Origin of the sequence: Bacillus sp. SDLI1, from assembly GCF_001553895.1 — a bacterium.
GTDB lineage: Bacteria > Bacillota > Bacilli > Bacillales > Bacillaceae > Bacillus > Bacillus siamensis.
The window spans coordinates 723,764-737,971 of sequence record NZ_CP013950.1; the positions used below are offsets into that span (position 1 = coordinate 723,764).

Consider the following 14,208-nt stretch of genomic DNA (forward strand, 5'->3'; position numbering starts at 1 on the left):
ACGTTTAATACCTATTGCGTATTATATTTTACTATAATTCATAAACAATTTACGCAGTTTCTTTATAGTTTTTCGGATGAAATGCAGATTAATAGACCGTCTCACGAAAAGAAGATGCAAAAAAACGGTTTACGGTTATAAAAAAACCCAAACCGTTGAATAGTTTGAGTTTGATCATTTATTTTCCTGTAAACGCGTCATGCAGAGCAGACAGTTCTCTTTCAAGTCTGTCCAGCAGCTCTTTTCCGTCGTTTTCATCAACTAATCCCAGGCGGACAGCAAAATCGATTTCCCTCGACAGTCCGAACATCTGAGTATCCAAGACCTCTTCGTACAGAGGACATTGAGGCATCGTTAAGTTATCCATTTGTACTCGGATCAGCTTCAAAATCTTCTCAGCATCTGACTTCAACAGTTCGAATGCTTTCTGCTGATGGTCAACTATAATCTCTGAAGCCAAAAGTATCCCTCCGTTCCCCAGGCGAGTACCTAATTCTTCTATTTATCATAAAGGGTATCAGGTGAAATTGCAAGAGGATTTAAGCAGATGTCATGATAAAAAGTGTTTCAAAAAATACTCAGCCTGTATTTCTCAGACATGATTTCCAAAAGCTTCACACCCGCGATGCTGTTGCCTTTTTCATCAAGCGCCGGGCCAAATATACCGATTCCGAAATTGTATGGCGAAATGCCCATGATTCCTCCCGAAACCCCGCTTTTGGCGGGAATGCCGACCTTGATCGCGAATTCCCCGCTCGCATTGTACATGCCGCATGTCACCATAAACGTCTTGCAGATTCTCGCCACATCTTTTTTAATGACCTGTTCCCCGGTCTCCGGATGCTTGCCGTCAAGTGCGAATACGCAGCCGATTTTGGCTAAATCCAGACTGCTCATCTGAATCGCGCACTGCTTTGTATACAAATCCATGACCTCTTCAACATCGCCTTTAAAAATGTCATACTGCTTCATGTAATAACACATTGCCCGATTGATCATGGAGGAACTGAATTCTGATTCTGCGACATGTCTGCAATATGTAATATCCTGATTATTCGCAAGCCTTCTGATAAATCCGAGCAGATAATCCAGACGGTCTTTCGGCGTATGCCCTTTAATAAAACTCGTAACGACGAGAGCGCCCGCATTAATCATCGGATTTAAAGGCTTGCCCGGGTTCACCGTCTCAAGCTTCACAATGGAATTAAACGGGTCGCCGGTCGGCTCCTGCCCTACGCAGCTGAATATCTTTTCCTTTCCGTAATCCATCAGTACGAGCGCCAGAGAAAGCACCTTCGAAATGCTCTGCAGCGTAAATGTCCGGTCGGCGTCTCCTGCCGTCAGACATGTATTTTCCGCATGATAAATCGTGACTGAAAGGCTGTCTTGCCCCGATTCTGCCAAAGCCGGAATATAGTCTGCCACTTTGCCTTCTCCGGTCTTTTTTTTCGCTTCTTGAACGAGTGCGTCCAGCTCTTGGTAATGCCGGCATACCATTTCGATCCCCTCACTTCGCTGCCGTTGTATACATCTAATTTGCGACGCAAAGTGACAATTCATGCGAAAACTTTTATACTTTAAGTAAAGGGGGGCTTCACCATGAGCGTTATTCAAGTTAAAGGCAATGTTACATACCCGATTACAATTGATCCGAGTGTCTGGATTTTCGATGACCGCAAGTTTCCGTTTGAAAACAATCAGCCCGTTCACTCAGACGGCTCGGCAGAAACTAAGGAGCATACACTCGATCCGGAACGGTTGATCAGAGAAGGGCGCATTTCGCCGCCGACTTTAAAAAGCGAGAAACGTTTTGAAAAAGAAAGATTAATGAACGGCAGCTTCGCCATGAAGCTCGGTGCTGTCTTAGCAAATGCCGAGCCGAAAGAAAGCGCTGTCCTTTGCGTATTTATTTCAGGATCTGAAAGAACCGAGGTGCCGCTTGAAAAGGCGATGGACGCAATCGCCCATTTCTGTGAGTCAGGGAAGCCTCTTCAAGACGGCGGCCCGGTCCATTTTTACTTGAACGGAAACTTTGAAAAACCGATAACAGGCGTCACAGAAATCGAAGTTTTATAACAAATCGGCCGCAAGCTGTGCAAGGCCGGACCTTTCGCCTTTCATAAGCTTCACGCTGCCGGAGACGGTTTGTCCTTTAAACCGTTCTACGACATAAGCAAGTCCGTTATTTAAACTGTCTAAATATGGGTGATCTATTTGCTCCGGGTCGCCCATCAGGACAATTTTGCTGCCTTCTCCCACCCGTGTCAAAAGTGTCTTTACCTCGTGCCTCGTCAAATTCTGAGCCTCATCGATAATAATAAACTGATCCGGAATGCTTCTTCCCCGAATGTATGTCAGGGCCTCGACCTGAATTGATCCGATGCCCGCTAAAATCGCTTCAAGTTCACCCGGCTTTTTCGCATTGAACAAAAATTCAAGATTATCAAAGATCGGCTGCATCCACGGCTTGAGCTTCTCCTCTTTTTCACCCGGCAAATATCCGATATCCTTGCCCACCGGAACGATGGGACGAGCGACGATCAGCTTTTTATAAATACCGAGATCCTCCGTCTGCAGAAGCCCCGCTGCAAGAGAAAGCAAGGTTTTTCCCGTTCCCGCTTTTCCGATCAGGGTGACAAGCGGGATATCTTCTCTCAGCAGGAGTTCAAGCGCCATTGTCTGCTGGACGTTTTTCGGCCTGATGCCCCATACGTGCTCATCATCGAAAACGAGTCTTTTTACGGTCTCCCCTTTCTTATCTGCCATGCCGACCGCAGAAGAAGATCCTCCTAATTCATCTTTCATCAGCACAAATTGATTCGGATAAACCTGATGCTGCTGAAGCTCCTTGACTGAAATTTGTTTGTTTTTATAAAACGAGTCAAACCGCTCTTTATTCATAAATATATCTTTGTACCCACTGTATATCTCATCATGGTCAACGACTCTGTCGTTTAAAAAGTCCTCCGCCAAAAGCCCGATGGCATCCGCCTTTACCCTGACCAGCACATCCTTGCTGACCAGGATGACGGGGCGGCCGTTTTCTTTCGTTTCCTCCTCAAGGCTTAAATTTTTTGCCACCGCCAAAATGCGGTTATCATTTGTTTTTTCGATAAAAATTTCCTGAAGCTGATGAAATGACCGGTGATTCAGTTCAATTCTGAGCGTTCCTCCGCTTTCAAGAGGAACCTTTTCGTGCAGCCTTCCTTTCTCCCTGAGCCCGTCTATCAGCTTAGATACGTGCCTCGCATTCCTCCCGACCTCGTCCATATACCGCTTTTTTGAATCGACCTCTTCCAGCACGACGGCGGGGATGACAACTTCATTTTCTTCAAAAGAAAAAATGGCGTTAGGATCCTGCAAAAGTACATTCGTATCTAACACATAAATTTTACTCAAGTCTCAGCCTCCTGAAAAATAAGGATCAAAGCCCAGCGTGTGCTTCTCTTTTCGTGAAAAACGGGGATGCCTGCTAAAATATATGATTTGGTGAATAAAGATAGAAGGTTAATTCAACAATAAAAGAAATGAAAGCATTAAAGGAGGTAATCTGACGTGCGAATTCTTTTCATTATCATACAAGCTTTATTTATTCTGACCGGCTGCACCGCTGTACAGGACGGCCGCGGGCGCAGCAATATCCAAAACGAATCAACCGATCAGGGCGGAGCAAAACCGATTCATGTGAGTGATACAGCTCCTGAAACAGCTGCGAATCCCGGCCGGACAGACATTGCAAAGCATCTAGTCGAAGTGACTGAAAAAATCCCAGGCATTACAGATGCCACCGCGGTCGTACTCGGAAGATACTCAGTCGTCGGAATCGATGTGGATGACAATTTAGAACGGAGCAAAGTGGAAAGCATTAAATACACCGTTGCCCAAGCGTTAAAAAACGATCCTTACGGCGCCAATGCCGTTGTCGTCGCTGATCCTGATACAGTCTCCCGCCTGAGAGGCATGGGCAGCGATATTAAGGCCGGACGTCCCGTTTCAGGCATTTTAGACGAACTCGCCGCCATCGTCGGACGTGTCATGCCGGAAGTTCCGAATGATGTGACCGACAATGAAAAAGAATCACCGACTAAATCGAATGATGACCAGCTGAACCAAAGAGAGCAGAACAAGCTGCAAAAAGAGCAGAATGATCAATCGGATCATCACATGAATAACCGCCGGTAAAAAGCAGCGCCCGCTACAAAGGAAGGGCGCTGCTTTCTTTCCCTTTGGCAGGCGGGTCATCCATGATATAATGCTTGTCATAGTGAAAGAGGTGAAAAATCAATGAGAGTTAAATGTTCCATTTGCGACAAAATTGAACAAATTGATGATGAAACACTGACAGCCAAACGCCTCCGCAACCGTCCGATTCATACATATATGTGCCAGGAATGCCATGACCGAATCAAAGTCAAAACAGAGGCGCGGCTGAATACCGGACATTTCTCCTTTCATCCAGGGCAAAAAACGAAAAAAGATAAAGTGAAAAAATAAACCAATAAAAAAATGACCCGCCGAAAGGCAAGGTCATTTTTTTATTGCGGTTTAGCTGACTGGCTTTTTTTGGACTGGTGCAGACGGATTTTGTAAATGATCAAAATCAAGGCGGCGACAACAAGCCCTTCTCCGACCGGCAGAAACACACCGAAAAAAGTCAGCACGGTGCAGCCGAGCACGAGAAAGAGATAAACTGCCGCAGCCTTTAAAACCGGCAGCCTTTTGGCAAAGCCGAGTTTAAATACAATCACCGAGAGCACGACGATCGTTCCGTATAACAGCCACATTCCCGTCAGCGGATGCTCATCCACTTGGTAAAGCGCAGCAAAGAACGACAGCCGTTCACTTACTTCATTCAAAAAGATCCCCTCCCCTTTTCCGTTCGGGTTCTATCTTTTCAAATTCTGCAAGTGATTAAGACATTCCTGCTGTTTTTTTCTTTTTCGCCGCTTTTTCACGTTCGTTTTTGTTCAGGATTTTCTTTCTTAAACGGATGGATTCCGGTGTTACTTCACAGTATTCATCATCGTTTAAGTACTCGAGTGATTCTTCAAGCGACATAATGCGCGCTTTCTTAATCGTAGTCGTTTGATCCTTCGTTGCGGAACGGACGTTTGTCTGCTGTTTCATTTTGCTGACATTGACGACAAGGTCATTGTCACGGTTATGTTCGCCGACAATCATGCCTTCATATACTTCTGTGCCCGGCTCAACGAAGATGACGCCGCGGTCTTCAATACCTTGAATTCCGTAAGATGTCGCTTTTCCATTTTCCATGGAAACGAGCACACCCTGACGGCGGCCTCCGACTTGGCCTTTTTGCATCGGCTGATAGCTGTCAAACGTGTGGTTCAGGATACCGAAACCGCGTGTCAGTGACAGAAACTCAGTAGAATAGCCGATGAGCCCGCGTGAAGGTACGGTAAAGATCAGGCGGACCTGGCCGTTTCCGTTATTAATCATATCGAGCATTTCGCCTTTTCTCGCACCCATTGATTCCATAACAGAACCGGTATGCTCTTCAGGCACGTCAATCTGCACGCGCTCAACAGGCTCACAGCTTACACCGTCGATTTCCTTAATGATAACTTCAGGTTTAGACACTTGAAGCTCATAGCCTTCGCGGCGCATGTTTTCAATTAAAATAGACAGGTGAAGCTCACCGCGTCCTGAAACAACCCATGCGTCAGGCGATGCCGTCGGTTCGACACGAAGACTGACGTCTGTTTGAAGCTGTGCGTTCAGACGCTCTTCAATTTTACGGGCTGTGACATATTTGCCTTCACGGCCTGCAAACGGGCTGTTGTTTACGACAAATGTCATTTGAAGCGTAGGCTCATCAATACGCAGAACCGGCAGCGGCTCATGGTGGTCAGCCGGACAAACGGTTTCACCGACGTTGATGTCTTCCATACCGGAAACGGCAACGAGGTCTCCCGCTCTCGCTTCTTCAATTTCCACGCGTTTCAATCCTTGGAAACCGAAGATTTTCGTTACACGGAATGATTTGACCGTTCCGTCAAGTTTCATCAATGAAACCTGCTGGCCGACTTTCATCGTGCCGCGGAAAACGCGTCCGATACCGATACGGCCGACATAGTCATTGTAATCAAGAAGCGCCACTTGGAATTGAAGAGGCTCTTCGGCGTTATCAACCGGCGCAGGGACATGTTCAAGAATCGTTTCATACAGTGATTCCATGTTTTCGTCCTGCTTTTTCGGATCAAGACTTGCCGTTCCGTTAATCGCAGAAGCGTAGACGACAGGGAACTCAAGCTGTTCTTCGTTTGCATCCAGCTCGATGAACAGATCAAGCACTTCATCGATAACTTCTTCCGGGCGGGCGAAATCACGGTCGATTTTGTTTACGACGACAACCGGATTTAAGTTCTGCTCAAGGGCTTTCTTCAGAACGAAACGGGTTTGCGGCATGCAGCCTTCATATGCGTCAACGACTAACAGAACGCCGTCAACCATTTTCATAATCCGTTCAACCTCTCCGCCGAAGTCGGCGTGTCCCGGAGTGTCCAAAATATTAATGCGTGTATCTTTATAGTTAATCGCAGTATTTTTCGCGAGAATTGTAATACCGCGTTCACGTTCAAGATCGTTTGAATCCATTGCGCGTTCGGCAATATTTTCGTTGGCACGGAATGTTCCGGCTTGGTGAAGCAATTGGTCTACCAAAGTCGTTTTCCCATGGTCAACGTGGGCAATAATCGCGATATTGCGAAGATCGTTTCGAAGTTTCACATTTTCATCTCCTAAAAAAATTAGATAACTTTCATATTATACCACACATCCTCTTTAAAAGCGTCACGTTTTTCTGTAAACTGAAAGTATGACGTTAAAGGGGATGGAAATATGAAAAAATTGAATTGGCTCTTATTATTATTTGCATTCGCAGCAGTCTTCAGCATGATGCTGATCGGCGTATCAATCGCTGAGAAAAGCGCATGGGGTGTCATCGGAAGCATTGTTCTCGTTATCGCCATGATGGGAAGCGGTTTCACTGTAAAGAAAAAAATGCGCGAACAGGGACTGCTTGATTAAAAGCATGACCCTTTGCAAAATTCCGTAAACATGAAAAGCACAATATTGTATGAAGCCTGAATGAAAAATTCAGGCTTTTTTGCATCCTCAAAACCGGCGGGATGTAAGGCTTATCTCCCCCGCCGCCTAGTCAGGAAGCCGGAAACAGCGGCATGCATCCTAGTGACAACAGCAGAGTCCGTCAGAAAAGGCAGCCGGAATTAGTCCGGCATCGTTATGCAGAAAATACCAAACTTCCTATTTCAATTCCATCACTGGCTTTTTATACTTGTGGCTGTAAGCAAATACACATAACAAGGAGAGAACGAAATGAAAACATCTTTTTTGAAGAAAACCGCTGTAACTGCCGCTGCAACCGCTTCAGCCGCCTTGCTTGCATTCAGTCCGCTTGAGTCTGCCGGTGCAAAAACAATTCAGGCAAATGAACCGCCTGTCTTGCAGGCTTTTGCCGAGAAAACACCGGAAGATGCGGCAAAGCTTTTAGACATCATCAGCCAATCCATTTACGAAAAAGACGGCGTCTATTATTTTGACAGTGAAAAAGCGGTTGAATTGGGATTAGATAAAGAAGCCGCACAGACCATTCAAAAGCTGTGGGACAGCTCAACGGAATTTTTAACCGTCCTTTCCCAATGTATCGAGAAAACGGACGGCGAATATACATTTAATAAAGAAAAAGCAGTGGAGCTCGGCTTTACGGAAAAAGAAGCTCTTATCGTTGATCAGCTGTTCACCGCTTTCTCCCAGAGTCTTCATATTCTTCAATCTGCACTGGTTGAAGAAGACGGCGTGTATACGTTTGATCAGGAGCTTGCTGAAAAAGCAGGTGCAGGTAAAAAAGAAGCAAAGCTGTGTGCCGGATTCTTTAATTCACTGCCGCAGGAATTACTTGAAGGCATTTATACAGCCTTTCACCCGGCTGAGTAAACGAAAAAACGCCCGGTCATTCGGGACTGACCCCCGTTTTTGAGACAGGGATCAAAACACCTTTAAGCAGCCAGCTGTCGGTATGTGACCGGCGGCTGGTTGTTTAGTTTCGTTTGAATACGAATGTGGTATAATAGTGTATATAGGTTTCGACAGTTTGTTCTACGATGGTCGTCGTAGTGCTTTCCAACCTGTCGAGGTAGAACGTTTCAGACTTTAGTGAGGAATGAAACGATTCGATGGAGGCATTATCAGCGGGCGTCCCTTTGCGGGACATGCTCATGGTAATGCCTTTTGTTTTAACAGCTTTCTGATACTCATAAGATGTATAAACAGAACCTTGGTCACTATGTAACACGCAGTTCTCTGGCAGTGCAGGCAGCTGATCAAGTGTGTGTAAGACAAAGTCTGTGTCCTGTCTATCGCCAATCGTAAAAGCAATCACTTCTCCATTGTATAAATCCAATATACTGGAAAGATACAATTGTTTCTGCCCATAAGGCAAATATGTGATATCCGTTACTAGCTTTTCCAGAGGGCGATCAGACTGAAAGTTCCGATCCAATATATTCTCGGCCACGGCATATGGCTGCCCATTCTTCTTGCGCTTTTTCACCTTAACCCGGCATTGCCACTGATTCTTCTGCATAATGCGCTGAACCGTTTTATGATTTATACGCATTTCCTTTTTTAATATGGCTGTGATTTTCCGATAGCCATATCGATACTTGTGTTCTCGGCACAACGTGCCGATTTGTTTTTCTAAATGGTATTTAGGGTTATCTTTCATCAGATTCTTCTTCCAACGATAATAAGATGCTCGTGAGATACCTAAATGAATACAGATATCCTTTATGGTCATTGTGCCGCGCAATGCTTCTACAAGCTCGACTGGCGTTTCGCTATCAGCTTCCTTTCCAATTCGTTGTACTTTTTTAACACTTCATTCTGTTGTCTCAGATAACGATTTTCTGCCTGCAGTTTCTCTAATTCGGAAGAATACTCTGGACCTTTTCCATAAGAATATTGCTTTCCGACGGGTTGTTCGAATCGATGTGTATCCCCAGCTTTATACCACCTGACCCATGTCTGCACCTGCGTCTTATTCTTTATATTCAATTCCTGCATGATCTCCTTCACAGGCACGCCCGCCAATCTCATTTCTACAGCCTTCTGTTTGACTTCAACCGGATAACTCACTCTTGTCCTCATAGAAAAACACCTCCAAGTCTAATTTCGGATAACAACGATCCGTTTTCAAACTTGAAGGTGTTTTTTGTTTGTCTCATATTATGGGGTCAGTCCCATTCAGCCGGGCGTTTTTTTAATTCAGCAGTTTAAGCGCAAGCATGATGAGAAATACAGCCCCGAACATACAGGCGGCTTTTGTCAGCAGCCTCCCGTAATATCTTTCCTGAAACCGCCTCTCCTCCTCTTCATAACCGTCTGGCGCCTTCATCTCAGCTTCGCCAAAGTCAAGCGGCTCCTTCATCATATGATATACCCTTTTGCACTCACCGCATGTATCAAGATGGCGGGAAATATACCGCTCTGTTTCTGTTTCACAATCGCCTTCAATATATAAAGGGAGTAAATCTCTCACTAAACAGCAAGTCATATGTGTCCGTCCTTCCTTTTTACCGCCAAGTGCTGTTTCAGCTGCATTCTCGCCCTGTATAAGGTGCTCTTCACCTTCGGCAGGCTCCAGCCCAAAATATCAGCAATCTCTTCGTATGACAGCTCTTGAAATTCCCTTAAAATTAAAACGGTCTGCTGATCGTTTTTCAGACGCTGAATCTGCCCGGCCAGCGCGTTCTTTGTCTCTGTCCGGTCAACGTAATGCTCCGGCAGTTCATATGTTGTTTGCTGAATCCCTTCATTCAAGGTGATATCTGAAAATTGGTATTTTCTGTCCCGTCTGTACCAATTGATGAAGGTATGGTGGGCAATTGCATAGAGCCACGTACGGATAGACGAGTGCCCCTTAAACGACTCAAGCCCGTTAAATGCTTTCATAAATGTATCCTGAGCGAGATCTTTAGCTGTCTCAGCTTGATGTGTGCGTCTGTAAAGGTAATACATAATATCTTGATAATGTTCACGGTACAACTGTTCAATTGACATCTTGTTTTTCATTTAAAAATAAAACCACACTGTCATCCAGATTGAGAGCACAATGAAGAAACCATACAGTCCATACGTCAGGCATTTCATATATTTAATTTGGCGGATGTCGTCCGGCGGCGGCTTTATACCATGTCCATTCTGTCTTTTTCTGTTTTCCGCCTCTGCTCCGAATTCCGGTTCATGTTCTTTCATCCATTGAAGCGTGCCGCCTTCAAGTTCCCCTTCCTTATACAGGTCGTATAAATCGAAGAAGACAGCCTTTCTTTCTTTATTGTTCATAAAGGTTCACCACCTCGTAAGTATCCGCATTCACCACATATGCGTCATGGCGGTTTGAACCGAACGGCTGAATAATAACAAGCCATGCGTTATATGTTACGCCGTCTTTCACCGCTATGACAGGCTTTACCCGCTTTTTGTAAATGATGCCGTTATATGCCCCCGCCACTCTTTTGAAGGCTGTTTCCCCGTCTCTGTATGTATGCGGGAATGTTTTGGCGCTTACCTGTCCGCAGGATGAGGCCTCTATCATGCCTTCTTCATTCCGGAGCGTAAAAACGGACGTTCCTTCAGGTTTTTCAAAAACGAGGCCGTCTTCCGATTTGTCCATTTGTTTAAGCTTTGAAGTATCCGCGCCCAGCAATGTAAAAAGCCTCTTCTGAAGTTCTTTTTTTGTCAAAACGGTGCTGCCTGATGAGATTCTGATTTTCATAAGGCGTCCGGATTCGGCATTAAATCTCAGCTCCGCCCCGTTATTCGCTGTTACGGTCACACTGCTGCCGATCAGGCTGTTGATATCTGTATTTATGATTTCAAATGTCTGATCAGGCATTTGCAGCGTATGAAAGGCGGCTTTTGATGCTTTCATTATGTCTTTTTCCGTCATGTGCACCTGCGGCAGCGACTGAAGCTGATAACTAGACGGGTCTTCTGAAAAACCCATGATGGTTTCTTTTTCCCAGTAAAATACAGAACCCGTTTGTTCGTGATGCTTCCCTTGTCTTTTCGGCGCGATCTCCACGACAAACTGTCCGTCTTCTTTTCTCACTGTTGTCTGAATGCCTTGTGTTTTTAGTTTTCGGCCGTGCGCCGACAAGAAATCCAGCGACTTTTTCCGGTACTCATCTTCTGTTAATGTCCGGCCTTCCGGTTTTTTAAGATATTGATAATTTGTAATCATTCGGGAAACCTCGTCCACTTCCGCTTCATAATCTTCCGTTTTAAAGCGGTAAAAGTAATGGAGATCCTGATTGGTTTCTGTCAAATAAATCGGATTCTCCGCCGGAAAAAATGACGTAAGGATCCGTTCCGCCTGGTCTGAAGTAATATGTTCGCCCACATAATCAACAGAATCTTCAGCTATCGGTTTCGAAACCGCAAATGCGGCATCTCCCGCGTTGTACACCGGATTCAAAAAGACGATAAAACCAGCGGCAACGGCCGCCGCAAGAAAGCTTTTCGTCCGCCGTCTGATCCTGTCTGACCGATGAAATAAATGATGGGTCATCAGAAAACCCGCCATTGTTAAATACACCGTAAACGGGAGAAGCCTGCCGTAATCTTTTGATACCCCGGCCGAGGACGGAGAGAGCACCCACACCAATAGCCCGATGACCGCTGCATAAAACACGCCGATAAAAACCGGCCTCGGTTTCCAATACATTTTAAAAAATAAAACATTCATAGAAATCAGAAGGAGTAAAACAACCGCAACGGAACAAAGCGAGGAGACTATATCCTCTGCAGCCATCGTGTCACGATTGCTGTTCCAGAAAGCAAAAAAACTGAAAATCAGCTGAATGACGGGCAGTGTCACCACAGTGAGATCAAACGTATAAAACATGCCCCTTCCTCTCTGCTCCTGCGGCATCAGCATATAGTGAAACGCAGTGAGCAGCACATATCCGTACATTAAGAGATGAACGATCGGAAGAAGCTCTCTTTCTTCCGTTGTCAAATAGTGAGCGCTAAAATGAGTGCTCTGCACCTGATGAACCAATTCAATCGTTATGCCAGCCAATAATACGGCCCGGAGCATGATCCCGCCATAAAACCAAACTCTTTCAGGGCTGATTTTCGGATGGAAAGTCAGCCCGTATAAAACAGCAAGGCAGACGGCCGACCACTGGATGATCAACACACTCTGTCTGCTCAAAATGAAATATCTGTCGAAGTGCTGAATAAAATGACTGAAAATCTCTGACATCTGTAACAATCCTTTACGTTTATTAAGGCCTCACCCATTTAGACAACCGGCATTAAAAAAAGTTTTAAAGATCCTAACATTTTTCCCCTATCATTTTTCCCGTCTTCATCTGTCATTTTTTTCAGAAGAAATCGCGTCATTCGACTCATGTCTATTCCGACACGTGCCTCTCGGCTTATCCCCTGACACCGCCTCCCAGGAGCCTGTACGGGACGATTCTATCAATTCAGCTGCGGAGTCTAGTTTTATATTGCAGAATGAGAGATTGCTGGTTTATTATAACAATATAAGTTTTCATTATTTTCAAAAAGGGGGATTTATTGTGGGTTTAGGTAAGAAATTGTCTGTTGCTGTCGCCGCTTCTTTTATGAGTTTAACGATCAGTCTGCCGGGTGTTCAGGCCGCTGAGAATCCTCAGCTTAAAGAAAACATGACAAATTTTGTGCCGAAGCATTCTTTGGTGCAATCTGAATTGCCTTCTGTCAGTGACAAAGCAATCAAGCAATATTTGAAACAAAACGGCAAAGTCTTTAAAGGCAATCCTTCTGAAAGGCTGAAGCTGATTGACCAAACGACCGATGATCTCGGCTATAAACACTTCCGTTATGTGCCTGTTGTGAACGGTGTGCCTGTGAAAGACTCTCAAGTCATTATTCACGTTGATAAATCCAACAACGTCTATGCGATTAACGGTGAATTAAACAACGATACTTCTGCCAAAACGGCAAACAGCAAAAAATTATCTGCAAATCAGGCGCTGGACCATGCTTTTAAGGCAATCGGCAAATCACCTGAAGCCGTTTCTAACGGAAACGTCGCAAACAAAAATAAAGCCGAGCTCAAAGCAGCAGCTACAAAAGACGGAAAATACCGCCTCGCCTATGATGTAACGATCCGCTATATCGAACCGGAACCTGCAAACTGGGAAGTAACCGTTGATGCGGAAACAGGGAAAATCCTGAAAAAGCAAAACAAAGTGGAACATGCGGCGGCAACCGGAACAGGTACGACTCTTAAAGGAAAAACGGTCTCATTAAATATTTCTTCTGAAAGCGGCAAATACGTGCTGCGCGATCTTTCTAAACCTACCGGAACACAAATTATTACGTACGATCTGCAAAACCGCGAGTATAACCTGCCGGGCACACTCGTATCCAGCACCACAAACCAGTTTACAACTTCTTCTCAGCGCGCTGCCGTTGATGCGCATTACAACCTCGGCAAAGTGTATGATTATTTCTATCAGAAGTTCAAACGCAACAGCTACGACAACAGAGGCGGCAAGATCGTATCCTCCGTTCATTACGGCAGCAAATACAATAACGCGGCCTGGATCGGCGACCAAATGATTTACGGAGACGGTGACGGTTCATTCTTCTCGCCTCTTTCCGGTTCAATGGACGTAACGGCCCATGAAATGACACACGGCGTTACACAGGAAACAGCCAACCTGAACTATGAAAATCAGCCGGGCGCTTTAAATGAATCCTTCTCTGATGTATTTGGGTACTTCAACGATACTGAGGACTGGGATATCGGTGAAGATATTACGGTCAGCCAGCCGGCTCTCCGCAGCTTATCAAATCCGACAAAATACGGACAGCCTGACAACTACAAAAATTACAAAAACCTTCCGAACACTGATGCCGGCGACTACGGCGGCGTGCATACAAACAGCGGAATTCCGAACAAAGCCGCTTACAATACGATTACAAAAATCGGCGTGAACAAAGCGGAGCAGATTTACTATCGCGCCCTGACGGTATACCTCACTCCGTCATCAACCTTTAAAGATGCAAAAGCAGCTTTGATTCAATCAGCGCGGGACCTTTACGGCTCTCAGGATGCTGCAAGCGTAGAAGCGGCCTGGAATTCAGTCGGCTTGTAAATAAGAAAAG

General features: G+C 45.3%; 15 protein-coding genes and 1 pseudogene. 6 read left to right on the top strand and 10 right to left on the bottom strand.

Annotated features, from left to right (window positions below; all coding sequences use genetic code 11):
• Nucleotides 1-178: 178 nt before the first annotated feature.
• Both AUL54_RS03190 and glsA read right to left on the bottom strand, forming a co-directional pair.
• Nucleotides 179-460, bottom strand: coding sequence for an Fpa/YlaN family protein (locus AUL54_RS03190; protein ID WP_016936238.1), 282 nt, complete (start codon nucleotides 458-460; stop codon nucleotides 179-181).
• A 107-nt stretch (nucleotides 461-567) separates the two neighbouring features.
• Nucleotides 568-1,497 carry a glutaminase A gene (gene glsA / locus AUL54_RS03195; protein WP_060962863.1) on the bottom strand — a complete coding sequence of 310 codons (930 nt, stop codon included), beginning with the start codon at nucleotides 1,495-1,497 and terminating at the stop codon, nucleotides 568-570.
• Between the two features lie 102 nt (nucleotides 1,498-1,599).
• Between glsA and AUL54_RS03200 the strand changes: the two genes are divergently transcribed.
• A complete protein-coding gene (locus AUL54_RS03200) occupies nucleotides 1,600-2,076 on the top strand; it encodes a hypothetical protein (RefSeq protein WP_060962864.1) in 477 nt (158 codons plus the stop codon).
• Here AUL54_RS03200 and AUL54_RS03205 read toward each other — a convergent pair.
• Nucleotides 2,071-3,399: a PhoH family protein gene (locus AUL54_RS03205; RefSeq protein ID WP_060962865.1), complete on the bottom strand. Its 1,329-nt coding sequence runs from the start codon at nucleotides 3,397-3,399 to the stop codon at nucleotides 2,071-2,073. The two genes, AUL54_RS03200 and AUL54_RS03205, sit on opposite strands and share 6 nt — an antisense overlap.
• Before the next feature lie 156 nt (nucleotides 3,400-3,555).
• Between AUL54_RS03205 and AUL54_RS03210 the strand changes: the two genes are divergently transcribed.
• On the top strand, nucleotides 3,556-4,182 hold the full coding sequence (locus AUL54_RS03210; RefSeq protein ID WP_060962866.1) for a YhcN/YlaJ family sporulation lipoprotein: 627 nt from the start codon (nucleotides 3,556-3,558) through the stop codon (nucleotides 4,180-4,182).
• 102 nt (nucleotides 4,183-4,284) lie between these two features.
• A complete protein-coding gene (locus AUL54_RS03215; RefSeq protein ID WP_016936243.1) occupies nucleotides 4,285-4,494 on the top strand; it encodes a YlaI family protein in 210 nt (69 codons plus the stop codon).
• A 41-nt stretch (nucleotides 4,495-4,535) separates the two neighbouring features.
• Here AUL54_RS03215 and AUL54_RS03220 read toward each other — a convergent pair whose 3' ends face one another.
• Nucleotides 4,536-4,856 (bottom strand): YlaH-like family protein, encoded by a 321-nt coding sequence (locus AUL54_RS03220; protein ID WP_015239793.1) that lies wholly within the window; start codon nucleotides 4,854-4,856, stop codon nucleotides 4,536-4,538.
• Nucleotides 4,857-4,911: 55 nt separating this feature from the next.
• On the bottom strand, nucleotides 4,912-6,750 hold the full coding sequence (typA, locus tag AUL54_RS03225) for a translational GTPase TypA (protein WP_016936244.1): 1,839 nt from the start codon (nucleotides 6,748-6,750) through the stop codon (nucleotides 4,912-4,914).
• A gap of 111 nt (nucleotides 6,751-6,861) precedes the next feature.
• Between typA and AUL54_RS03230 the strand changes: the two genes are divergently transcribed.
• Nucleotides 6,862-7,050 carry a YlaF family protein gene (locus tag AUL54_RS03230; protein ID WP_016936245.1) on the top strand — a complete coding sequence of 63 codons (189 nt, stop codon included), beginning with the start codon at nucleotides 6,862-6,864 and terminating at the stop codon, nucleotides 7,048-7,050.
• A 309-nt stretch (nucleotides 7,051-7,359) separates the two neighbouring features.
• Nucleotides 7,360-7,977, top strand: coding sequence for a hypothetical protein (locus AUL54_RS03235; RefSeq protein WP_060962867.1), 618 nt, complete (start codon nucleotides 7,360-7,362; stop codon nucleotides 7,975-7,977).
• Between the two features lie 62 nt (nucleotides 7,978-8,039).
• Here the strand turns inward: AUL54_RS03235 and AUL54_RS03240 are convergent.
• The 5 genes and pseudogenes from AUL54_RS03240 to AUL54_RS03265 form a co-directional block, all read right to left on the bottom strand.
• Nucleotides 8,040-9,189 (bottom strand): annotated as a pseudogene (locus AUL54_RS03240) (IS3 family transposase).
• Between the two features lie 112 nt (nucleotides 9,190-9,301).
• Nucleotides 9,302-9,595, bottom strand: a complete 294-nt coding sequence (locus AUL54_RS03250; protein ID WP_047475184.1) for an anti-sigma factor family protein — start codon at nucleotides 9,593-9,595, stop codon at nucleotides 9,302-9,304.
• Nucleotides 9,592-10,113, bottom strand: coding sequence for a sigma-70 family RNA polymerase sigma factor (locus tag AUL54_RS03255; RefSeq protein WP_060962869.1), 522 nt, complete (start codon nucleotides 10,111-10,113; stop codon nucleotides 9,592-9,594). The genes AUL54_RS03250 and AUL54_RS03255 overlap by 4 nt, the downstream gene beginning before the upstream one ends.
• Entirely contained in the window at nucleotides 10,114-10,383 is a 270-nt protein-coding gene (locus AUL54_RS03260) for a hypothetical protein (RefSeq protein ID WP_060962870.1), read from the bottom strand.
• Nucleotides 10,373-12,310, bottom strand: coding sequence for a hypothetical protein (locus AUL54_RS03265; protein ID WP_060962871.1), 1,938 nt, complete (start codon nucleotides 12,308-12,310; stop codon nucleotides 10,373-10,375). The genes AUL54_RS03260 and AUL54_RS03265 overlap by 11 nt, the downstream gene beginning before the upstream one ends.
• Before the next feature lie 322 nt (nucleotides 12,311-12,632).
• Here AUL54_RS03265 and AUL54_RS03270 point away from each other — a divergent pair, with 322 nt between their 5' ends.
• Nucleotides 12,633-14,198, top strand: a complete 1,566-nt coding sequence (locus AUL54_RS03270) for a M4 family metallopeptidase (RefSeq protein ID WP_060962872.1) — start codon at nucleotides 12,633-12,635, stop codon at nucleotides 14,196-14,198.
• Nucleotides 14,199-14,208: the final 10 nt, after the last annotated feature.

Coding starts and splice junctions, on each gene's coding strand:
- glsA (WP_060962863.1), bottom strand. CDS start 1,497: ATGGTATGCCGGCATTACCAAGAGCTGGACGCACTCGTTCAAGAAGCG.
- AUL54_RS03235 (WP_060962867.1), top strand. CDS start 7,360: ATGAAAACATCTTTTTTGAAGAAAACCGCTGTAACTGCCGCTGCAACC.
- AUL54_RS03250 (WP_047475184.1), bottom strand. CDS start 9,595: ATGACTTGCTGTTTAGTGAGAGATTTACTCCCTTTATATATTGAAGGC.
- AUL54_RS03230 (WP_016936245.1), top strand. CDS start 6,862: ATGAAAAAATTGAATTGGCTCTTATTATTATTTGCATTCGCAGCAGTC.
- AUL54_RS03200 (WP_060962864.1), top strand. CDS start 1,600: ATGAGCGTTATTCAAGTTAAAGGCAATGTTACATACCCGATTACAATT.
- AUL54_RS03255 (WP_060962869.1), bottom strand. CDS start 10,113: ATGAAAAACAAGATGTCAATTGAACAGTTGTACCGTGAACATTATCAA.
- AUL54_RS03260 (WP_060962870.1), bottom strand. CDS start 10,383: ATGAACAATAAAGAAAGAAAGGCTGTCTTCTTCGATTTATACGACCTG.
- AUL54_RS03215 (WP_016936243.1), top strand. CDS start 4,285: ATGAGAGTTAAATGTTCCATTTGCGACAAAATTGAACAAATTGATGAT.
- AUL54_RS03265 (WP_060962871.1), bottom strand. CDS start 12,310: ATGTCAGAGATTTTCAGTCATTTTATTCAGCACTTCGACAGATATTTC.